The following is a 20,143-nucleotide window of genomic DNA, read 5'->3' as shown; positions in this document are numbered from 1 at the left end:
AGAATGAAACTAGGAGTGCTTACAGCACCGTTTGCGGAGACGCCGCTTGGCGAGGTCGCCGGCTGGGCGCACTCGGCCGGCTTCGAGGCGCTGGAAATCGCCTGCTGGCCGAAGACCTCCGGCGCGACGCGGCGCTATGCCGGCACCAGCCATATCGACGCCGCCTCCACCTCGCCCGCGCAGGCCAAGGAGATCGTCGCCTCGCTGACGGAAAAGAAGCTGACGGTCTCCGGCCTCGGCTACTACCCCAACCCACTGCATCCGGACCCTGCCCATCGCGAGGCCGTCATCGGCCATCTGAAGAAGGTCATCGTGCTGGCCGCCAATATGGGCGTGCCGGTGGTCAACACCTTCTGCGGTGGCGATGCCTCGAAGACCGTCGACGTCAACTGGCAGGACGCGCTGAAAGTCTGGCCCGAGACCGTCGCCTATGCGCGCGATCACGGGGTAAAACTCGCCTTCGAGAACTGCCCGATGATCTTCAGCTATGACGAATGGCCGGGCGGGCACAACATCGCCTATTCGCCGCTGGTCTGGCGGCGCATCCTCGAAACCTGGGGCGGCGAGGTCGGCATGAATTTCGACCCCTCGCACCTGGTCTGGCAAATGATCGACCAGGGCCGTTTCATCCGGGAGTTCGGCCCCTACATGCTGCATGTCCACGCCAAGGATTTGATGATCGATCATGATGGTTTGTATGAGCGCGGAATCCTTTCCGCCGGGATAGGCTGGCAGGTGCCGCGCATGCCGGGATTGGGCGATGTCGACTGGAGCGGCTTCTTCTCCGGCCTCTACCGCGCCGGCTATGACGGCTCGGTCATCATCGAACATGAGGACAGGCGGTTCGAAGGCAACGACGATGCGGTGAAGCGGGGCTTCCTGCTCGCCCGCGACGTGCTGCGTCCCTTCGTCAAATGACGAGGTAATGACTTGGTCCGATCCTGCCGAAGGGTCTGGCCCTGAGACGAAAAACAACAATGTGGAGGAGTACTGACATGAAGAAAATACTGACCATGGTCCCGTTGCTTGCGGGCGCTGCCTTGCTGGCATCGATGGGCGTGTCGTCGGCCGAAGCCAAATATACGATCGGCATTTCCAACACCGTGCAGGGCAATGGCTGGCGCGAGGAAATGGTCTGCGCCATGAAGGCGCAGGCGCTGGCTTCGGGCGAAGTGACGAAGCTCAACATCGCCCACCGCAACACCGATGCCGCCGGCCAGCTCGAAGACATCCGCAATCTGATCAGCGCCAAGGTCGACGCCATCGTCGTCAACCCCGCTGATCCCGCCGGCATCAAGGCGGGCCTGGAAGAAGCCACCAAGGCCGGCATCGTCGTCGTTGCCGTCGACCAGGCGGTGACCGAACCGTCGGCCTACATCATCTCCAACAACCAGGAACAGTATGCCTATCTCGGCGCCAAATGGCTGTTCCAGCAGATGGGCGGCAAGGGCGAAGTGTTCTACATGCGCGGCGCCGCCGGCGCCTCGGCCGACAGCGATCGCGACAAAGGCTTCAAGAAGGCGCTGGCCGAAAACCCCGGCGTGAAGGTGGCGCAGGAAGTCTTCACCGGCTGGCAGCAGGATCAGGCCAAGCAGCAGATGCTGTCGTTCCTGGCCACCGGCACGCCGTTCAACGGCGTGTGGACGTCGGGCATCGACAACGTCATCGTCGACGCGCTGGTCGAATCGCAGGCGCCGCTGGTGCCGGTGGTCGGCGCCGACAATGCCGGCTTCGTCGGCCAGCTGAGCTCGGTGAAAGGTCTCGTCGGTGCAGCCGTCACCAACCCCGGCTCGATCGGCGGCGCGGGCGTGACGCTGGCGCTGCAGATCCTCGACGGCAAGAAGCCGGCGCAGCAGACCGTGCTGGTCGACCCGCAGCTTTGGGACAACGCCACCGACGAAGGCAAGGCCAAGCTGAAGGCAGCCGCCGATCCGTCGCTCAGCCCGGAATGGCCGGTCTCGATCTCGATCCCGGAGTGGACGACCTACACGAAGGACCAGATCGTGGCCTGCAAGGGGCCGGGGGAGTAAGCCTGGTTTGAATGAACTGGCGAGGACGGCGAACGACCGTCCTCGTCACACAGACTAGCGCTCTACGGCGCCCCCTCTGTCCTGCCGGACATCTCCCCCACAGGTGGGGAGATTGGCTGTCATCTCGGCTTTCGCTAATTTTCTACGTCGCAAGACGAGGGGCGGCGCCGGAACTGCCAATCTCCCCACCTGTGGGGGAGATGTCCGGCAGGACAGAGGGGGGCGCAGTAGAGCGCCGACATTATTTTCTGGAACCATCAATTTTGACAACAAACCAGTTGACCACCAGCCCCCTCCTCGACGCCACCGGCGTCGCCAAGAACTACGGCGCGGTTGCAGCGCTTCGCAACGCGTCGCTCTCCGTGCTGCCGGGCGAGGTCCACGCGCTGATGGGCGCCAACGGCGCCGGCAAGTCGACGCTGGTGAAGATCCTGACCGGCGCCATTCCGGCGAACTCCGGCCGCATCCTGATCCGTGGCGAGGCGCGCGACATTCGCTCGCCCGCCGCCGCGCGCCGCGCCGGGCTGCTGCCGGTCTACCAGGAGCCGTCGCTAATCCCCGATCTCGACGTTCTCTCCAATCTCAGGCTCACCGGCACGCCGGTCGAGCCGTTCCGCGCCTGGGTGCGCGAGCTCGGCATCACCGACCTCGATCTGCGCGACACCGCGCGCGACATTCCGCTGGCCGTGCTGCGCGTGCTCGACCTGGCGCGGGCGCTCGCCGTCGAGCCGGACGTGCTGCTGCTCGACGAGATGACGGCGGCCCTGCCCGCCAACCTCGCCGAAAAAGTGCTGGAAGTGGTGCGCCGCCAGGGCGATGCCGGTCGCGCCGTGATCTTCATCTCGCACCGCTTCGTCGAAATCTCCGCACTGTGCGACCGCGCCACCGTGCTGCGCGACGGCGAGACCGTCGGTGTCGTCGACATCGTACCCGGAGTCGAGGAAAAGATCGTCGAGCTGATGCTCGGCACCCGCATCGTGAAAACTCATGTCGCCGCCCGCAGCGCCGCCGAGAAGGCCGCGCCCGCAGCTGCCCGGCCGCGCATCTCCGTGCGCAATCTCCGCGTCGGCGCCAAGCTCAGCGACGTCTCCTTCGATCTCGCCGACGGCGAAGTCGCCGGCGTCGTGGCGCTCGAAGGCCAGGGCCAGGACGAATTGTTCGCCGCCCTTGCCGGCTCGATCCGGCCCTCCGGCGGCACGATCGAAGTCGATGGCCAGCCAGTGAAATTCGCCCACCCGATCGACGCCATCCGCGCCGGCATTGCCTATGTGCCGGGCGACCGCTCGGAAGCGCTCGCCATGCAGCGCTCGGTGCGCGAAAACATCGCGCTGCCTTTCAGCGCTGCCTTGCGCAACTGGGGGCCGATCAACATGCGCCGCGAGCGCGCGACCGTGCTCAGCGCCATCGAGCGGCTGCAGATCGACACCCGCGCCCAGGGCGAAGTGCAGCGCCTGTCCGGGGGCAATCAGCAGAAGGTGACCATCGCCCGCTGGATCGCGGCGGATGCCCGCACCATCCTGTGCTTCGACCCGACGCGCGGCATCGATGTCGGCACCAAGCAGGAGATCTACAAGCTGCTGCGCGAACTCGCCGGCAACGGCAAGTCGGTGCTGTTCTACACCTCGGAACTCGAAGAGGTGCAGCGCGTCTGCGACCGCGTCATCGTCATCTTCGGCGGCCGCCTGGTCGACATTTTTCCGGTCGAGGACGCCGACGAGCCGGCGCTGATGCGCGCCGCCTACGGCCTGCCGCGCGGCGCCAAGGCCGATATCGGCATATTGGCTGATCCGACCGCGAACACTTCGGCTTCGCCGGAGGCCGCGCCATGAGCCATTTCCTGCGCCGCCAAGGCTGGGTCGTCGGCCTGTTCGCCCTGCTCATCGTCCTGTTCATCACCACCAGGATCATCCAGCCGGCCTATGGCAGCAATGATTTCGGCTCGCTCGCCCGAGCCGTTCTGCCCTATGCCTTCGCAGTCGCCGCGCAGACGGTGGTCGTCATCGCCGGCGGCATCGATCTGTCGGTCGCCGCCATGATGGCGCTGACCAGCGTCACCGCGGCGTCGATGATGAATGGCGCGAGCGAGGAATACGCGCTGTTCGTGGTGCCCTTCGTGCTCGCCATGGGTTTCGTGCTCGGCGCGCTCAACGGCCTGCTCATCGTCGTCACCCGCGTGCCCGACATTGTCGTCACCCTCGCCATGCTGTTCGTGCTGCAGGGCGCCGCCCTGCTGGTGCTCGACACGCCGGGCGGCGGCATCGCCGAATGGCTGAAGGCGCTGATCTCCGGCACCGTGCCGATCCCCGGCCTGCCCGACGCCATAGACGCCTGGCTGCCCAAGGCCCTGCTGGTGCTGATCGTCTGCCTCTGCGTCATCTGGATACCGCTCAGGCGCTCGCGCCTCGGCCTCTCCATCTACGCCATCGGCTCCAGCGAACTGGCGGGGTTTCGCTCCGGCGTGCCGGTCAAGCGCACCCGCATCATCGCCTATGCGCTGTCCGGCCTGTTCGCCGCCTTTGGCGGCCTGGCGCTGACCATGAGCACCGGCATCGGCGCCCCCATCCCCGGCCCCTATCTGCTCGCCAGCGTCGCCGCCGTGGTGCTGGGCGGCGTCGCGCTCGGCGGCGGCAAGGGCGGCCTGCTCGGCCCCATCGTCGCCGTCTTCGTGTTGAGGCTGGTGCGCACCGACCTGACGCTGCTCGCCATCGACCCGAATGTCACCGCGATTATTGAAGGGCTGATCATGGTGGCGGTGGTGATGTTCGGGGCGTTTATCACCATGCGGGGGCGGCAATGATGGGTGTGCTGTCGCAGAGAGACGTCGGCGTTCCTTCGCGCCCCCCTCTGTCCTGCCGGACATCTCCCCCACAAGGGGGGAGATTGGATGTCGCGACGACCTTCGCCAATCTCCAACCTTGCAAGAATGAGCGAGGCGCTGAAGCTGCCAATCTCCCCACAAGTGGGGGAGATGGCCGGCAGGCCAGAGGGGGGCGCCGTAGAGCACTGTCCTCACCAACTTGCCGCACCTTGCAAACCTCATCGCGAGCAAGAGCCGCCCCATGAGCACCGCCGCCATCACCGCCGTCCCCTTCGGCCGCCGCATAAAGCGCTTCATGGCCGATCGCCCGCTCATCCCGCTGATCGTCCTGCTCGCCATCCTGGTCGTGATCCTGCAGGTCCTGCGCCCCGGCATCGTCAACGAGCGCTGGATCGCCAACACCATCAAATTCGCCATCCCGCTGGCGATCCTCGCGGGATGCCAGACCATGACCATGCTGACCGGCGGCATCGACCTGTCGGTCGGCACGGTGGCAACGATGAGCGCCTTCATCATGGCGACGCAAGTGGTCAACCAGGACCCGGCGGTGGCGTTCCTGCTGGCGATGATGCCGGCGGTGCTGATCGGCCTCGTCAACGGCATCGGCGTCGGTGTCTTCCGCGTCCACCCGCTGATCATGACGCTGGGCACCAGCCTGATCGGCACCGGCTGCCTGCAGGTCTACCAGCGCACGGTGATCGCGTCGGGCGCAAAAATCCCCGACTTCCTGGCTTGGCTCGGCACCGGCGTGACATGGGGCTTCCCCAACGCGCTGCTTTTGTTCGTGCCGCTCGCCGCCCTCATCGTCTTCACGCTCGCCCGCACCGGCTTCGGCCGCCTGCTCTACGCCGTCGGCGACAATGAGCGCGCGACCCGCCTGTCGGGCGTGCAATACTGGCAGGTCATCACCGCGCTCTACGTCACCTCCAGCGTGCTCGCCGGCATCACCGGCCTGCTCTATATCGGCCTGATCAAGGCGCCGTCGCTGTCGCTCGCCGAACCGCTGGTGCTGCCCTCGGTCGCCGCCGCCGTCATCGGCGGCACCTCCATCTTCGGCGGCCGCGGCGGCTACACCGGCACCATCATCGGCGCCCTGATCCTGACCGTGCTGACGACGCTGCTGACCATCCTGCAGATGCCGGAGGGGGCACGGCGGATCTTGTTCGGGCTGATCGTGCTGTTCGTGACGGCGGCGTATTTGCGGATTGTGGAGGAGCGGTAGGGGGCCGAGGCCAGCGCCAGCCCCCACTCCGTCTCGGCTTCGCCGAGCCACCTCTACCCCCACGTCCGTGGGGGAGAGGAAATGCCAAGCTTTTCGAGCGAAGAAAAAACTCAACACTGTCGAGGCCGCAACCTCGAAAATTAGCGTTTCCTCTCCCCCACGAATGTGGGGTAGAGGTGGCTCGGCGAAGCCGAGACGGAGTGGGGGGCACCCTAAGCGATTGCCATCACCCTGGGCGCCTGTGCCCACCCAGAGCTCGCCCGCCCTCCTACTTCAACGAAATCGCCATCCCGCTCAAATCCGCATTCACCTGCAGGCCCACCTGCCGGCCCGTAAGCTCGAGCTGGGCGCCCTTGTCGTTGGTCATGACGATCACCTGCGCCCCCTTGCCGAGCGCGCCGCCACCGCCGGCCGCGCCATAAACCCCGGTCGCATCCCGCACCCTGCGGATATGGCGCACGGTGCCCCGGAAATAGGTCTTGGAAACCCCGAAGGCGAAGCCGCCCGAAACGCCGCCGATCGTGATGGGATAGGAGCGGCCGTGGAAGGTCAGCGTCCCCTCGCCGCCGGAACCGCCGACGAAGAAGGCCGCCTTGTAGACGGCAAAGCGGATCGTGCCGCTATCGGCATGCGCGGCGCTGGCAGCGCTGACGGACACAGTTGTGATGGCCGCAACCGCGAGCGAACGAAAGCTGGACGAGATGGTCATGGTGGGAGCTCCTCAAGTGCGCCGCTCACCCAACCGGCAGGGCTCGTCGGCGTCGTAACCAACTTGAACAATCTAGCCCGTGATTTGGTTCCAGGCAGGCTGTGACAAGATCCGACGAAACGTGACGTGGTGTACTTTCGGGTTGCGGAGGAGGCGGCGGCTATTTCCTCTTCCTGAGCACTTTTCGCAGCGTTAACTTCAACCGCCTCATCTGGTAATGGCGCCGCAACTTGGCCAGCGCCGACTGGTGGGCGGTGTCGATTGCAGCCAGCGAGTCCGCCTCGGTAGCCTGCGGCAGCGCGAGCAGCGCGTCGGCCTGAAGATCGGCAAAGGGCTTGGGGTCATAGATGGCGAACGGCGTCGGCGGGTCGCTGAGCACGGTGGGGTTGCTGTTGATCTCGAACACTACAAGCCTGCCGTCCACGAAAGTGTAGTCGATGCGGCCATACTGCATGCGGGCTTTTTCGAAGACCTGCATGACCGCATTGGCGTCAGGATTCGTATCGACATAGGTCCTGATTTCTTCGATATGCGCCGGCAGCAATTGCTCGGGCGAATTCTTGACGAACCACGATTTCGACATGGCGCAATGCTGGCCGTAGATCGTATCGCCGACCCGAAACGCCGCGTACTTCCTGAAATAACCGTCCATTCCGGGGGTGCCGATCATCTCCACCACCATCGGCCGCACCAGATCGCTACCGTCCAGCCGGGCGATCGCGGCGTCCAGCGCCGGCCGGTCGTGCAGCAGCGGCGGCTCCCTGTAGAGTGCGCCCGTCTCGTCGCGGATGAAAACGGGATAGCGTATCGCCTCTTCCAGCTCGTCCGGCCTGAACACACGAAAAGCGTTGCTGCCGTCGGCATGAAGCAGGCGCAGCAGGTCGAAGCGCTGCAGGCTGGCGGTCGGGTGATTGAGCTGCGTCAGGCCGGTGTTGTCAGCCAGTTCGGCGCTGATGCCGGCCGCGCGGCTCAATTCGTCCGATGTCAGCCGGTCCATGTCGGACCAGATGACCACCCCGGCGCGAACGCCGCGCAGCAGCCCGGCATCCTCGTAGCGCACCAGCCGGAACCACGCCTCCAGGTCAGTCCGGTGATACAGAAGCACCACCGCCTGCGTGTAGGCGTGCTCCCGGTGCGCGACGTAAAATATCATGCGTTTCCGTTGTCCGTATGTAATTGCAAAGGGGAACCATGATAATTAGACAGGCTTGTGAAAGCCGTGAAATGGTTCTCGATCCGGCATGCGTCAAACAGGAGATAGAACAGGTTGACGTTTCCGTGAAGCTGCAAACCGCATTGGCAAGAAACTGCCATGCGCCATCAACGCGTTAGAAGTCGAGGCAGCCGACACATGAATTTAGACGATGTTGCGATACCCATCCGCCGGTTAGACCTGGAAGACATCCCTTTGCTGATGGAGCTTGAGGCTGCCGCCTGGGCCGCACCGCTGCAGGCGAGCGAAACGACCATCCGCCACCGGCTGGCACTTGGACACACCATGTTCGGCGCGATCGATGGCGATCTGCTTGCTGGCACCATCTGCTTTACCGAGACCAGCCAGGATCCGCTGGTGCGCGCCGATTTCCCCAGGAATTTCGATGCCTATGCATCGCTGCCGCGCAGCGAGCCGGTTTACGCACTTTACGCCTACAATCTCTGCGTCCGGCCGAGCCATCGCGGCTCCAACACGGCGGTGCGGCTCTTGAAGGAGATGGAGAGCCACGGCCGCCGCCTGGGCGCCAGCTGGCTGATCGGCGATGGCCGCTGCTCGTCCTATGCCGGCTCCTCGGGCGAAGAGTATGATCATGTCAAGGCCGATGCGCGGTTCCGCGCCACCATCGACCGCTGGAACCAGACCGGCACAAGACCGCCGCTGGAAGAGATCATCCGCGATCCGCTGCTGCGCATGCACTACCGCGTCTACGGATGCGAGTTCCTCTACGTCATGCCGGACTTCTTCCCGCAGGACGCCACGTCAGGCGGCTTCAGGGTCATTTCAGCCAAGAATCTCAAGGCATGAGATTCGAGCCGTCATGACAGCTCCGCATTTCGATCCGTTCGCGCTCGGCGACGACCCGTTTCCGCATTTCGCCCGCATGCGCGCCGCCGGCGGCATTGCGCGCGGCGTCGCGCCCTATCCCGAGCTGGCCGACGCGCATTATGTGTTCAGCCATGAGCTGGTGTCGGGCGCGCTGAAGCATCCCGCTCTTCTTCAGGCGCCGCCGGGTACATATGAAGAGGTCCGCCGCAAGCTCGTCGACCATGCGCCCATGGCTCTGCTCAGCCGCTCGGTGCTGCTCGCCGATCCGCCTCAGCATGGCGCCTTGCGCCGGCCGGTCGCTGGCTTTTTCTCACGGCCGGCCATCGAAGCTCTGACGCAAGGTCTTCGCGCGCTGAGCCACGAGCTGGTCGAGCGTGCGCTGGCGGATGGCCGCGTCGACGCCGTCGCCGGGCTCGCCGTGCCGGTGTCCTTCTGGCTGCTGCAGGAAATCCTCGGCATCGAGATCGAGGACCCTTGGGCGTTGAAATCGGTGACCCGCCGCATGGCCAGCGCATTCGACCTGCGAAGAGCGCAGCCGCCGGCAGCAAGCGCCGAGGCTTATCGCGAATGCCAGGCTTTTGTCGAGGAGCGGCTGGCTCGACAGGCCTACCGGCCGGACGGAATGGTTGCCGGCATGGTGCGGGAGGTTGCGCAAGGCCGCTGGTCGCGCGGGGACATGGTGGCCAACATCGTCTTCATGCTGTTTGCCGGACAGGAGACTGTCGTCGACGCTCTCGGCAACGCAATTGTTGCGCTGGATCGCTTTCCCGAACAGCGCGCGCTGCTCGAGCGCGGCGCTGTCGACTGGAGCAGCGCGGCGGCCGAACTGCTGCGCTATGGCGCCTCGGTGCAATACGCCGTCGCCCGCATCGCGGCGCAGGACATCGACCTCGGCGACGTCAGGATTGCGGCTGGCGAAGCGGTCGTGCCGGTGCTCGGCAGCGGCAATCGCGACGATGCCGTCTTCGCCGATGGCGACCGGCTGGACCTCACGCGCCCGCCAACCATGTCGATGACCTTCGGCACCGGCCTGCATGTCTGCCTCGGGCAGCATGTCGCCCGTATCGAGATCGCGGCGATGATAGAAGCCCTGTTCACCCGTGCGCCCGGATGGCGGCTCGATGCCGCAAATGCCGAGCGCCGCGCCTCGATGTCGTTTCATGGCATGGCTACCGCGCCGCTGATCCTCAACCCCGCTGCGTGAAAAGCGGCCGCGTCTGGGGGATGACCGCCGGGTCGAGCGACCTGACGATTTCCGAAACCTTTGCCCGCAAGGCGCCCACCGTCGCATCGTCGAGCGGATCGAGAATATCGTTCTGATCTCTCGATACCCGGTACTCGTCCAGCGACGGCGCCTCGCTCGACGGCGTGAAGCCGCCGCCGCGGGCATGCTTGTCGGCCAGTTCCTGCCTCGATTTCACGGCATAGTGGCGGATCCAGCCGATCTTCCATTCCATCGGCATGGCCGCCGGGTGCTTGTCGAGCGTCATGCCGTCGACCAGCGTCCTGCGCAGCGAGATGCGGAAACCGTGCGGGTGCGGCATGAACTGCCCGGGATCCCGCAGCGCCTTGCGCAGCACCGAGGACACGCGGGCAAACGACTTCTTCCAGCGCGCGGTCGGGGCGTCATGCGTGCCGCGCCTTTGAAACCGCACCGTCACCAGTTCGTCGTCATAGGCCTCTTTGCCGTCGCTGCCGAAATTCACCCAGCGAAAGGCGACGCTGCGCACGCCCGGGCGGCTCAAAAGCGAGCGGACCAGTTCGGCTCCGCTCCAGGGCGGCGCGTCGAGCGGCTCGAGGAACTCGTCGGCGTCCATGAAGCCCAGATAGCGATAGCCGTGGAGCAATGCCTGCCAGTAAAGATAGGAATAGGCCCGCCGCTGCGGCAGCACCGTGTCGTGTCGCCAGTCGACCAGCCGAATCCAGCCGGCATCGCGCAACGCCTGGAGCACCGCCGTCTGCGGTCCGGCGCTGCAGTTGTCGGCGATCATCAGGTCGAAGCCATGCAGCTTGTGCCAGGCGACCCACTCGATCACATAGGGCTGCTCCAGCTTCATGATCGCGCAGATCACCGGCCTGTTGACGGAAAACGGAATTCTCATCGCAACGCTTTCCCCGCGCCACCCGCTGCTGCTTGAGGCTCGACCTGCCGGAACGGGATCGCATCGCCATAAAATGCCGCAAGCTGCTCCGAAGAGCCCGTCCAGTCGCCCATGTCGAACTGGTGGAACCGATAGCGTGGGTCGTCAAGGGGCAGCAGGTCGATATCCGGCCTGATGCACCGGTCGAATATGCCGGCCACCGGCAGATGGATCGTCCGCGCCGAAGACAACCAACCGGCCAGCCAGGAGAAGCTGCTCACCCCCGTGACGAGATGGCTCGCCCGGCGCAGCGTCTCGAAATCGGTCAATGGCGACGCCTTCGGCGCGAAGACAGCATCGGGAAAACGCTGACGCAGGCGCCGGCAATAATCGTTGTCGTCATGGGTCTGGCCGACGAAGACCGGCTTGCGGCCGCTATCCTTGATGAGCGTCTCGAAGAAGCCGAATGGCATCGGGCAATAGTTGCGGTGGAAGCCGTCGAGGATGTCGCCGGCCCGCACATGGATGACGAGAAAATCGTCGCCATGGGTCGGCGCGGCGACGGCACGCCCGTCGAACAGCCCGGAGACCTCGTCCCGGTCATAATAACCCAGCCGCTGCGCGAAGCCCTTGAAGCGGATGCTCCGCGCCCGCCTGTCGCGGAACGCGGCTATGATCCCGTCGAGGTCGTAGCGGTGATAGCCGTCGACCCGAAGCAGCCGGTATTTCCAGAACAAAGGCGGCCGCACCCTGGCAATGGACCATTCCGGCAGGTCGGCGTCGCAGACATAGCCACCGGGGATACGCTTCGCCAGCACATGGCAAAACATGTACTGGAACATCTTGTTCGCCATGCCGCCAAACGGCTGCATCACGATGGGCACTTGCCGCATTGGACCCCTTTCGCCAAAGACGGTCATTGTTACCCGAGCTGCGCGGGCCGGTCGACTGGCCTCTGACGCCAAGGGCGCATCATGATCGCCGCCGGCAAGCCACCCTCAGGGGTAATGCGTCGGCTTTGGCGCGTAGATCTTTGGATCGAAGTCCAGATCCCTCGGCAAGGGCAGGCTTGAGCACTGCAAATGCACCTCGCGTGCGAGCAGCCTTCGCTGCTTCTGCTCGTTCTCCTTGATGGCCGCCACGAGGCCCATGCTGTAGGGCCCCAGCACGACGCCGGCGGCCCATCCCGGATGCTCCTTCTCGCGCGCGTCGTAATTCATGGCATCGGTGCGGGCCTGCTGGCATTCCGGCGTCGCCCATTTCGGGTCTTGGGTCGAGAGCGAGGCTCCATACTGGACCGGAGACGATACGCACCCTGCCACTGTCGCAGTCAACGCGACGACCATTGCAATTCTCATCCGCAAGCCCCTCCTAATGTAGGAGGCGACTACAAGACGATTCCAGCGGGAAAAAGGCAGCTCCAGGATGCGGATTTTGCAGGGCCGCTCACCCCAGCAGGTTGCGCGCCGTGCGCATGAAGATCTTCGAACCGATCGGGATCAGATCGTCGGGAAAATCATAATCGGGATTGTGCAATGACGGGGTGCGCTCGCCCGCGCCGAGGAAGAACATCGCCGACCTCGCCTTGTGGCCGAAGATGCCAAAATCTTCCGAAGCGCGCATCGGCAAGGCTTCCTCGCTGCGCGCGACGCCCTCTTCGTCCAGCGCGCGGTTGAGATGTTCCACCGCGTCTGGAGCGTTGACGCTGGCGACGAAGATCTCGTGATAGTCGCAGCGCACGGAAAGGTGGTGCTCGGCCGCGATCCTGGTGGCCAACGCTTCCGCCGCCGCGACCAGTTCCGCCATGCGCTCGTCGCGCCTTGTACGCAGCGTCGCCCACACCTCGGCGTAGCCGGGCGCGATGCCGAACACGGCCTCGCCCATCGTCGCATGGGTGACGGTGACCATGCTGAAATCATCGTCGGCAAAGGTGCCGCGCCCCAGTGCCGGAAGCGTCGGCATCAGCTGGCTGATCGCCGGCATCGGCGACACGCCGGTTTCGGGCATGGAGGAATGCGCGGTCTTGCCCTCCAGCACGATGCGGATGCCGCGCGAGGCGCAGTTGACCACGCCGGGCTTGAGCCGCACCTCGCCGAACGGCACGCCCGGCAGATTGTGCAGCGAGAAGGCGAAGTCCGGCGCGATCTCGCCAAAGCGTGGATCGGCGACGACGCCGGCGGCACCATTGCCGGTCTCCTCCGCCGGCTGGAACATCAAGACGACGCGGCCGCGCGCCGGCCGTTCTCGTCCGAGCTGACGGCCAAGTGCGGCCAGGATCGCGGTGTGGCCGTCATGGCCGCACATATGCGATTTTCCCGGCACCTGCGAGGCATGCTCGACGCCCGAAAGCTCCTCGATCGGCAGCGCATCGCTCTCCGAGCGGAACAGCACCGTCGGTCCCGCCTGGCCGCTGTCATAGACCGCCGCCACGCCATGACCGCCGAGGCCGGTCAGTACCTTGTCCGGCCCTGTATCGGCGAGGAAGCTGACGACTTCCTTGGCGGTCTGTTCTTCCTCGTTGGAGATCTCCGGGTTTTGGTGCAGCTTGCGGCGCCATGCCGTCAGCTCGATGATATCGCGATTGGTGAGGGTCATGGCTTGGGCTCCGCTTTGGTGCTGCAGGTTACACAAACACGATAGGGTTTTTCTCACGCCGTGCCATGCTGATCAATTCCACTGGTCCATCTGCCTGTCTTGTGTGAGCGTAGATGACGACATCCCATGACCACCACACAACCCAGAGAATTTCCAGCTCCGCACTGAGGCCGTCGATCTCATCTCCGACATCCGGTGGCTTCTCCTGAGAAGCGCCGCGTGCTCGCCTGTGCGACATCTTTGCTTCCATCCACCCGAAGGAACGTTTCGGAGCAACAATGGCCAGGCGGTTTGCGTTTCTCTTGGTTCGCGACTTCACGCTGTCGCCGCTGTCGCTGTTCATCGACACGCTGCGGCTGGCCGGCGATGAGGGCGACCGCAGCCGCCGGATCGAGTTCGACTGGGAGATCGTTGGCGAGCGTGGCCTGCCGATCCGGGCGAGTTGCGGTGTCGAGTTGCTGCCGACCAAGGCGATCGGCAATCCGCAGGAGTTCGACAATGTCGTCGTGGTCGGCGGCCTGCTCGACACCAACCGCAGCCTCAGCTCCGAAAAGGAGGCCTTCCTGTTGCGGGCGGCCGAAAAGGGCGTGCCGCTGACGGCGCTTTGCACCGGCAGCTTCGTGCTCGCGCGCTACGGTCTGCTCGATGGCTACAGTGCCGCCGTCAGCTGGTTTCACATCAAGGATTTCCGCAGCCAATTCCCTGATGTGAACGCCCATGCCGACAGCCTGTTTTCCGTCGATAGGGGCCGCTCGACCTGCGCCGGAGGCACGGGTGCGGCCGACCTTGCCGGCCATTTCGTGTCGCAGTTCATCGGCCGCAAGGCTGCGGAAAAAGCCGCCAAGATCCTCGTGCTCGACCGCATCCGCTCGAGCCTGGATGTGCAGCCCGTCGGCGATCTCTTTCCGGCCGCGTCGAGCCGAGCGGTGAAGCGGGCGCTGCTTCTGATGGAAAGCAATCTCCAGGAGACGCTGTCGGTCGCCGAGATCGCGGGCCGGTTGCATTTATCCCGGCGGCAGCTTGAGCGGCTGTTCGGCGCCGAGCTCGGCATCGGCCCGATGGCCGCCTATCTTGCGCTGCGCGTACATCAGGCCAAGTCGCTGCTGGAGGGGAGCGACTTGGCAATCGGCGACATCGCCTACCGCTGCGGTTTTCCCAATGCCGGCCATTTCAGCCGTGTCTTCCGCCATCAGACCGGTATCACGCCGACCCATCTCAGGCATCCGAACCGAATGTCGGGCGGGGCGCCCTCGCCTATCGCTCCGTGAACGCCCGCGCGAACGAGTCCAGCATCGGCCGCGCCAGATATTCGAGGAAGGTTCGGTCGCCGGTACTGATAAACGCCTCGACCGGCGTTCCCGGGTAAAGCTGCTCGGCTTTCACGCCCTGCGGCAGCGTGTCGGTGATCTTCAGCCTGGCGCGGAAATACGCCTCATGCGTGGTTTCATCGATCAGCCGGTCGGCGGAAATTTGCGTCACCGTAGCCGGGACCTCAGGGGTGAGGCGCGCGTTCAGGGCGGACAGCCTGAGCTTCGCCGGCTGGCCGACGCGAACCAGATCCACGTCCTTCGGCCGCAGCTTCGCGTCGACGATGAGGCCCGACGCGGTCGGCAGGATCTCCATGATCTTCTGCCCCGGCGCAATCACGCTGCCTTTGGAGTTGTAGGTCGACGATACTACTATGCCGGCTGCCGGCGCCTTGATCGTCGTGCGCCCCAGCACCGCCTCGGCTGCGGTGATCTGTTCGCCGATGTCGGCCAGGCTGGTGCGGACCTCGTCGAGCTTGGTCAGCGCGTCCTCTACGCGTTGCGTCGTCGCCCGCTCGATCTGCGCCTGGGCTTCGACGATCTGCGTCTTGGTCGCTGCGATATCCGCCTCCAGCGCGCCGGCCTGGCCGACCAGATCGGCCTCGCTGCGCAGAAGCTGCGAATATTCGCTGCGGTTGGTGAGACCCTTGTCGAGCAGGCCGGTCTTGATGCCGAGTTCCTTCTTCACGATCTCGGCCTGTTGCTGGATGGCCAGTTTCTGCGCGTCCAGTCCCAGCGCCGACTCACGATGCATGGCGACGCGCTGCGCCAGGATCGACTGCTCGGAGCGGAACCGGGCGAGCCTGGCCTCGAACTCCTTCTGCTGTTCGTGCACCAGATTGTCGAAATCGCGCTGGAACGGCGCGGGTGCTGCCTCTGTGATCGGTGCCAGCCTGTCCGATCCGTCGCGCTCGGCCTCCAGCCGCGCGGCACTTGCCCTGAGCGCGATCGACTGTCTGGTCAGCCGGTTGAGGTCGGCCTCGGCCGCCGTGCGGTCGAGGAGGACCAGCGGTTCGCCTTGTTGCACGCGGTCGCCTTCATGCACCAGCAACTGCTCGATGATGCCGCCCTCGGGGTGCTGGATGAGGATGTTGCCGCCCGTCGCCGAGATCGTGCCGGAGGTGATCACCGCGCCGGAGAGCGGCGCGTTCGCCGCCCAATAGCCGAAGCAGCCGACGAAGAGCGCTATGGCCACGTAGCCGACGACGGCCATGCGGCGGAAGTCGGTGCGCGGTCGACCTTCGAAGGCGAGGCTCTGCTGCATCATCGTCTATGACCCGAAGCGGACGCTGTGCGGGCGCACGGTCGGCACGAACGAGCCTGTCACCACCGCGCTCCCGGCCTTGCCGGCCGCCGGTTGCCTCAGCACCTCGCTCGCAGGGCCGAAAGCTTCGACCATGCCGTTGCGCAGGACCATGACGCGGTCGCAGGCCGCGGCGATCGAAGGGCGATGCGTGATGACGATTGTCGTGACGCTTGCATTTCGCGCGGCCGAAAGCATAGCTTCGAGCGCCGCCTCCCCACTACCGTCGAGATGGGCGTTGGGCTCGTCCAGCACCAGCATGCGTGGCTTGCCGTAGAAGGCGCGCGCCAGCCGGATCCGCTGGCGCTCGCCGCCCGACAGCACGGTATGCGACGGGCCGATCACAGTCTGATAGCCGTCGGCCAGCGTGAGGATCAGCTCATGCGCCTCGGCGCGCCTGGCCGCTTCGACGATCGCGGCGTCATCGGCGTCGGGTTCGAAGCGGGCGACGTTTTGCGCGATCGATCCGGGGAAAAGCTCCACCTCCTGCGCGAGATAGCCGATATGCCTGCCAAGCTGGGTTTCGTCCCAGCTCCTCAGGTCGGCGCCGTCGATCCTGACCGCGCCGCCGGTCGGCTGCAGCGCGCCCACAAGCAATTTCGCCAGCGTCGATTTGCCGGCCCCGCTCGGGCCGACGATCGCCACCGCTTCGCCGGCGCCGATGGCAAAATTCAGCCGCTTGAGGATGGGCTCCGTGCCGAAAGAGGCATTCGGCGCGATGAAGAACAGATCCTGCACCGAAATCGCGCCCAATGGATCGGGCAGGACGAGCTTGCGCCCCTGCGCCGGTTGCGCTGCAAGGGCTGTGTCCAGCCGCTTCCAGCATCGTCTGGCGTCGACGATCTGCCGCCACGATCCGATCAACTGGTCGAGCGGTTGCAGCGCGCGCGAGGACACCAGCGACGAAGCGAAGATCATGCCGGCGGTCATCTGCCCCTGCAGCACCAGCCACGCGCCGGCGCCGAGGATCGCCAGTTGCAGCATCATGCGCAGCGCCCGCGACGTCGCGCTGAAGATCGCATTGGCGCTTCCGGAACGGTCATGCAGGGTCAGCGCCTCAGTGACGTGCTGTCCCCAGACCGCGGCAGCATTTTGCACCATGCCCATGGCGCGCAGCGTGTCGGTGTTGCGGGCAAAGGCCTGCTCCGCCTGGCTGGCCACCGCCGAGCGCTCCGCCGACATGGCATCGTTCCTGCCGATGGCAAGCTGGTTGGCCACGACCAGGAGAAACAGCAGCACGGCGCCGGCGAGCGTCAGCCAGAACAGGACGGGATGGATGAAATAGAGCAACGCCAGGAAGACGGGCGCAAACGGCAGGTCGAACAGCACCGCCACGCCGCGCGACCTGATGAAGGCGCAAGTCGTGGCAAGGTCGTTCAGCGGCGACAGCCCGCTGCCGGCATGTCTGGCGCCAAGCGAGGCGGCGAATGTCCGCGCGCCCAGTTTCTGGTCGACGGTGGCCGCAACACGTTGCGCGTAAATGGCGCGGACCGCGTCCAGCAGGCCGAGGAAGGCGAGCGCGACGACCGCCATGACCGAGAGATAAAGCAGAGTCTCGACGCTGGAGGACGGCAACACCCGGTCATAGACCTGCAGCAGATAGAGCGGGATCACCAGGAGCAGGATGTTGATCAGCAACGAAAAGATGCCGATATCGGCGATGCCGCGCAGGAAAACCGGGCGCAGGCCGATGGCCGCATCCCTGAGTGGCGCGCGGTCCCGTGACATCTAGACCGCGTGCTCGGCTGTCGTGCTCAGATGGCTCTGCTGCAAATCGTTCAGCGTATAGGCGTGGATATAGTCGATCTTCATTTGCGCGGGCGTCGCCAGATGGTCGGGCGGCGCGCCGGCTTGACCGCCGACCGCAAGGTCGACCAGCATATACATGGGCTTGTTCATATCGGACGGCGTCGCCGCTTCCGCGACCTGGACGCCATCATAGGTCCAGACCAGCTTGTCCGGCGTCCACAACAGGCCATAGGTGTGATAGCCGTCGGTGTTGGAGACATTCACCGTCGACCCGACCGTGGTGTGGGTTCCCGTCTCATTTGTGTGCGCGGTCATGAGAAGCGCATTCGGGTTCTGCCCATACATTTCGATCACGTCGAGTTCCGGGGGCCATGAACCGTCTTCGGGCAGAAGCCAGAAGGCCGGCCACGCGCCGGCATTTTCCGGGGGATCGGCCCGCATTTCGAAATAGCCATAGGTCTGCGAGAAGGTGTCGTGCGTCGTCAGTATGCCGGAAGTGTATTCGTAATTGTTGATCAGCGGCTTGATGTCGTCGGGCGCATGCGCCGCGGTTATGGTGAGCACGCCGCTTGCGACGCTGAACGGATGGACCGAGCTGGTCGGCGCATAATTGGCGTCGATATACCATTGCAGCTCGCCGTTCTGGGGCTGCGAGCTGCCGTTCTGCGCCCCCCACCAGAAATTGGAATCCCAGATGCCGCTCTGGCCGTTCCACAGGCTCAGCGTGTTGAAATCGTCGTTGAAGGACAGCGTCATGCCGGTCTTGTCGATCGGCAGCTCGAACTGGCCGGGCTGAAACTTGTCGATCGTGGTGTTGTGGAACACCAGCACCTCGCTCGAGCCGAGGTTCAGCTGCACGTTCGATCCCACCTGGACCATATTGGCGTGGACGGCCTCGAACGAGGTGAAGGCATAGCCGTTGAGGCGCACCGTGTCGGTCGCGCCGAAATCGGAGATAAGGTCGCTGCCATTGCCCTTGGTGATGATGAAGGTGTCGGCGCCGGCGCCGCCGATCAGCACGTCATTGCCCTTGCCGCCGTCCAGCGTCTGGCTGCCAGCGCCGCCCGTTATGATGTTGTCCTGAGCATTGCCGAAGGCATAGTGGCCGTCGCCGGTGACGACGAGGTTCTCGAAATTGGCGGGCAGCTTGTAGCTCATCCAGGTATCGATCGTGTCGACGCCCGCGCCGTAGTTCTCGACCGCTTTGTTGATCGTCGAATAGAGATGGTAATAGTCGTCGCCCGCGCCGCCATACATGGTGACCTTGACGTTGGTGTCGCCCCAGAAGGAATCGTTGCCCGAGGTGCCGTAGCGGTAAGGCGCGCCTCCAGTCGCCGAGAACCAATGGGTGGAAGCGCCGGTATAGGGAAGTGGAATGCCTTTGGCGTTGAGGACTGTGGTCATTCCGACACTCCTTGCGCGTGCTGCCTTGGTCGTTCGACAACCTTCGAGCGACCATTTCGGATCAACTCTTAAATTGATCCGTCGTTCCAGGGAATCATTCTATAGTACACCAAGGAGATCGTCGCCCATCATTTAATAGATAATGCCGAAGGCGTTAAGCTGATCCTAATACAACTTTGTAGGAGAGACTTACAATTTTAATAAATTGTGAGATCCGCGCCGAAAGGTTAGGCAACCTGTCAATGATTCATGCAATTTGACGCGACACGACCGCCTGCCTGAGGCGGCGACTCGAAGTCGCGGGCGGATGGCTGCCGGCAAAGGGCTCAAGAAAATTTGACAGGCTATGTCGGACCGGGTGAGGTTCACCCGTCCTTGGGGCATCGAACAACGAAACCACAAAGGATACCGAAGAGATGCCAAGCACCGTACGTTTGCACCGCGTTCTGACGACCAGCCCGGAGAAGGTCTACCGCGCATTCACAGAAGCCGACGCGCTGGCGAAATGGCTTCCGCCGAACGGCTTCACTTGCACGGTACACAGCTTCGACGCGAAAGTCGGTGGCGCCTTCAAGATGTCGTTCCGAAACTTCACGACGGGCGGCAGCCATTCCTTCGGCGGCGAATATCTCGAACTCGTTCCCGGCGAGCGCCTGCGCTACACCGACAGGTTCGACGACCCCAATTTGCCCGGCCAGATCGAAGTGACCGTGCTCCTGAAGAAAATGTCGGTCGGCACGGAACTCGACATCACGCAGGCCGGCATTCCGGACGTTATTCCGGCCGAAGCCTGCTATCTCGGCTGGCAGGAGTCGCTGCGCAATCTTGCAAAGCTCGTCGAACCCGAGATCAATCAGTAGAGCCCATCGGATCGGCGGCGCCGC

At 64.6% G+C, this 20,143-nt stretch carries 18 protein-coding genes; 9 read left to right on the top strand and 9 right to left on the bottom strand.

The genetic code is table 11. The annotated features are described in order from the left end of the window. Positions 1-3 precede the first annotated feature (3 nt). From NKL06_RS21775 to NKL06_RS21755, 5 genes are all read left to right on the top strand, one after another. A complete protein-coding gene (locus tag NKL06_RS21775; RefSeq protein WP_023807220.1) occupies positions 4-918 on the top strand; it encodes a sugar phosphate isomerase/epimerase family protein in 915 nt (304 codons plus the stop codon). Positions 919-995: 77 nt separating this feature from the next. Continuing rightward, positions 996-2,030 carry an ABC transporter substrate-binding protein gene (locus tag NKL06_RS21770; RefSeq protein WP_023683115.1) on the top strand — a complete coding sequence of 345 codons (1,035 nt, stop codon included), beginning with the start codon at positions 996-998 and terminating at the stop codon, positions 2,028-2,030. Positions 2,031-2,308: 278 nt separating this feature from the next. Further along, positions 2,309-3,859: a sugar ABC transporter ATP-binding protein gene (locus tag NKL06_RS21765; protein WP_023691916.1), complete on the top strand. Its 1,551-nt coding sequence runs from the start codon at positions 2,309-2,311 to the stop codon at positions 3,857-3,859. Continuing rightward, positions 3,856-4,827 carry an ABC transporter permease gene (locus tag NKL06_RS21760; protein WP_023691917.1) on the top strand — a complete coding sequence of 324 codons (972 nt, stop codon included), beginning with the start codon at positions 3,856-3,858 and terminating at the stop codon, positions 4,825-4,827. The genes NKL06_RS21765 and NKL06_RS21760 overlap by 4 nt, the downstream gene beginning before the upstream one ends. A gap of 262 nt (positions 4,828-5,089) precedes the next feature. After that, positions 5,090-6,070, top strand: a complete 981-nt coding sequence (locus tag NKL06_RS21755; RefSeq protein ID WP_023691918.1) for an ABC transporter permease — start codon at positions 5,090-5,092, stop codon at positions 6,068-6,070. Between the two features lie 268 nt (positions 6,071-6,338). On the opposite strand, the gene NKL06_RS21750 is transcribed toward NKL06_RS21755, so the two are convergent. Both NKL06_RS21750 and NKL06_RS21745 read right to left on the bottom strand, forming a co-directional pair. After that, the gene (locus NKL06_RS21750) at positions 6,339-6,779 is read right to left on the bottom strand and encodes a lipid-binding SYLF domain-containing protein (RefSeq protein WP_023686526.1); all 441 of its coding nucleotides are present in this window, start codon (positions 6,777-6,779) and stop codon (positions 6,339-6,341) included. A 160-nt stretch (positions 6,780-6,939) separates the two neighbouring features. Beyond that, complete coding sequence (locus tag NKL06_RS21745) at positions 6,940-7,932, bottom strand: hypothetical protein (protein ID WP_023686527.1); 993 nt, start codon at positions 7,930-7,932, stop codon at positions 6,940-6,942. Positions 7,933-8,130: 198 nt separating this feature from the next. Between NKL06_RS21745 and NKL06_RS21740 the strand changes: the two genes are divergently transcribed. Together NKL06_RS21740 and NKL06_RS21735 are read left to right on the top strand one after the other, a co-directional pair. After that, a complete protein-coding gene (locus NKL06_RS21740) occupies positions 8,131-8,799 on the top strand; it encodes a GNAT family N-acetyltransferase (protein ID WP_031202403.1) in 669 nt (222 codons plus the stop codon). 13 nt (positions 8,800-8,812) lie between these two features. Beyond that, positions 8,813-10,024 (top strand): cytochrome P450, encoded by a 1,212-nt coding sequence (locus NKL06_RS21735; protein ID WP_023686529.1) that lies wholly within the window; start codon positions 8,813-8,815, stop codon positions 10,022-10,024. Here NKL06_RS21735 and NKL06_RS21730 read toward each other — a convergent pair. The 4 genes from NKL06_RS21730 to NKL06_RS21715 form a co-directional block, all read right to left on the bottom strand. Further along, positions 10,008-10,922 carry a glycosyltransferase family protein gene (locus tag NKL06_RS21730; RefSeq protein WP_023691919.1) on the bottom strand — a complete coding sequence of 305 codons (915 nt, stop codon included), beginning with the start codon at positions 10,920-10,922 and terminating at the stop codon, positions 10,008-10,010. The genes NKL06_RS21735 and NKL06_RS21730 overlap by 17 nt on opposite strands. Continuing rightward, entirely contained in the window at positions 10,919-11,794 is an 876-nt protein-coding gene (locus NKL06_RS21725; RefSeq protein WP_023691920.1) for an alpha-1,2-fucosyltransferase, read from the bottom strand. The genes NKL06_RS21730 and NKL06_RS21725 overlap by 4 nt, the downstream gene beginning before the upstream one ends. A 105-nt stretch (positions 11,795-11,899) precedes the next feature. Beyond that, positions 11,900-12,259, bottom strand: a complete 360-nt coding sequence (locus tag NKL06_RS21720) for a hypothetical protein (RefSeq protein ID WP_023691921.1) — start codon at positions 12,257-12,259, stop codon at positions 11,900-11,902. An 88-nt stretch (positions 12,260-12,347) separates the two neighbouring features. Then, positions 12,348-13,496: an amidohydrolase gene (locus tag NKL06_RS21715; RefSeq protein WP_023691922.1), complete on the bottom strand. Its 1,149-nt coding sequence runs from the start codon at positions 13,494-13,496 to the stop codon at positions 12,348-12,350. A gap of 278 nt (positions 13,497-13,774) precedes the next feature. Between NKL06_RS21715 and NKL06_RS21710 the strand changes: the two genes are divergently transcribed. After that, complete coding sequence (locus tag NKL06_RS21710) at positions 13,775-14,764, top strand: GlxA family transcriptional regulator (RefSeq protein ID WP_023691924.1); 990 nt, start codon at positions 13,775-13,777, stop codon at positions 14,762-14,764. Here NKL06_RS21710 and NKL06_RS21705 read toward each other — a convergent pair. Genes NKL06_RS21705 through eglC form a run of 3 tightly spaced genes read right to left on the bottom strand, consistent with a single transcriptional unit; the run spans position 14,751 to position 19,259 of the window. Continuing rightward, positions 14,751-16,070 carry an HlyD family type I secretion periplasmic adaptor subunit gene (locus NKL06_RS21705; RefSeq protein WP_023691925.1) on the bottom strand — a complete coding sequence of 440 codons (1,320 nt, stop codon included), beginning with the start codon at positions 16,068-16,070 and terminating at the stop codon, positions 14,751-14,753. The two genes, NKL06_RS21710 and NKL06_RS21705, sit on opposite strands and share 14 nt — an antisense overlap. A gap of 3 nt (positions 16,071-16,073) precedes the next feature. Continuing rightward, positions 16,074-17,834 carry a type I secretion system permease/ATPase gene (locus NKL06_RS21700; RefSeq protein WP_023691926.1) on the bottom strand — a complete coding sequence of 587 codons (1,761 nt, stop codon included), beginning with the start codon at positions 17,832-17,834 and terminating at the stop codon, positions 16,074-16,076. Continuing rightward, entirely contained in the window at positions 17,835-19,259 is a 1,425-nt protein-coding gene (gene eglC, locus NKL06_RS21695; RefSeq protein WP_023691927.1) for an endo-1,3-1,4-beta-glycanase EglC, read from the bottom strand. Between the two features lie 416 nt (positions 19,260-19,675). Here eglC and NKL06_RS21690 point away from each other — a divergent pair, with 416 nt between their 5' ends. Then, positions 19,676-20,119 (top strand): SRPBCC family protein, encoded by a 444-nt coding sequence (locus tag NKL06_RS21690; RefSeq protein ID WP_023691928.1) that lies wholly within the window; start codon positions 19,676-19,678, stop codon positions 20,117-20,119. Positions 20,120-20,143 lie beyond the last annotated feature (24 nt).

Source organism: Mesorhizobium sp. C268A (genome assembly GCF_040324475.1).
Taxonomy (GTDB): Bacteria; Pseudomonadota; Alphaproteobacteria; order Rhizobiales; family Rhizobiaceae; genus Mesorhizobium.
Note: the sequence above shows the minus strand (reverse complement) of the source record. Positions and strands in the feature narration are given on the sequence as shown.

Coding starts and splice junctions, on each gene's coding strand:
- NKL06_RS21775 (WP_023807220.1), top strand. CDS start 4: ATGAAACTAGGAGTGCTTACAGCACCGTTTGCGGAGACGCCGCTTGGC.
- NKL06_RS21770 (WP_023683115.1), top strand. CDS start 996: ATGAAGAAAATACTGACCATGGTCCCGTTGCTTGCGGGCGCTGCCTTG.
- NKL06_RS21760 (WP_023691917.1), top strand. CDS start 3,856: ATGAGCCATTTCCTGCGCCGCCAAGGCTGGGTCGTCGGCCTGTTCGCC.
- NKL06_RS21755 (WP_023691918.1), top strand. CDS start 5,090: ATGAGCACCGCCGCCATCACCGCCGTCCCCTTCGGCCGCCGCATAAAG.
- NKL06_RS21750 (WP_023686526.1), bottom strand. CDS start 6,779: ATGACCATCTCGTCCAGCTTTCGTTCGCTCGCGGTTGCGGCCATCACA.
- NKL06_RS21745 (WP_023686527.1), bottom strand. CDS start 7,932: ATGATATTTTACGTCGCGCACCGGGAGCACGCCTACACGCAGGCGGTG.
- NKL06_RS21740 (WP_031202403.1), top strand. CDS start 8,131: ATGAATTTAGACGATGTTGCGATACCCATCCGCCGGTTAGACCTGGAA.
- NKL06_RS21735 (WP_023686529.1), top strand. CDS start 8,813: ATGACAGCTCCGCATTTCGATCCGTTCGCGCTCGGCGACGACCCGTTT.
- NKL06_RS21730 (WP_023691919.1), bottom strand. CDS start 10,922: ATGAGAATTCCGTTTTCCGTCAACAGGCCGGTGATCTGCGCGATCATG.
- NKL06_RS21725 (WP_023691920.1), bottom strand. CDS start 11,794: ATGCGGCAAGTGCCCATCGTGATGCAGCCGTTTGGCGGCATGGCGAAC.
- NKL06_RS21720 (WP_023691921.1), bottom strand. CDS start 12,259: ATGAGAATTGCAATGGTCGTCGCGTTGACTGCGACAGTGGCAGGGTGC.
- NKL06_RS21715 (WP_023691922.1), bottom strand. CDS start 13,496: ATGACCCTCACCAATCGCGATATCATCGAGCTGACGGCATGGCGCCGC.
- NKL06_RS21710 (WP_023691924.1), top strand. CDS start 13,775: ATGGCCAGGCGGTTTGCGTTTCTCTTGGTTCGCGACTTCACGCTGTCG.
- NKL06_RS21705 (WP_023691925.1), bottom strand. CDS start 16,070: ATGATGCAGCAGAGCCTCGCCTTCGAAGGTCGACCGCGCACCGACTTC.
- NKL06_RS21700 (WP_023691926.1), bottom strand. CDS start 17,834: ATGTCACGGGACCGCGCGCCACTCAGGGATGCGGCCATCGGCCTGCGC.
- eglC (WP_023691927.1), bottom strand. CDS start 19,259: ATGACCACAGTCCTCAACGCCAAAGGCATTCCACTTCCCTATACCGGC.
- NKL06_RS21690 (WP_023691928.1), top strand. CDS start 19,676: ATGCCAAGCACCGTACGTTTGCACCGCGTTCTGACGACCAGCCCGGAG.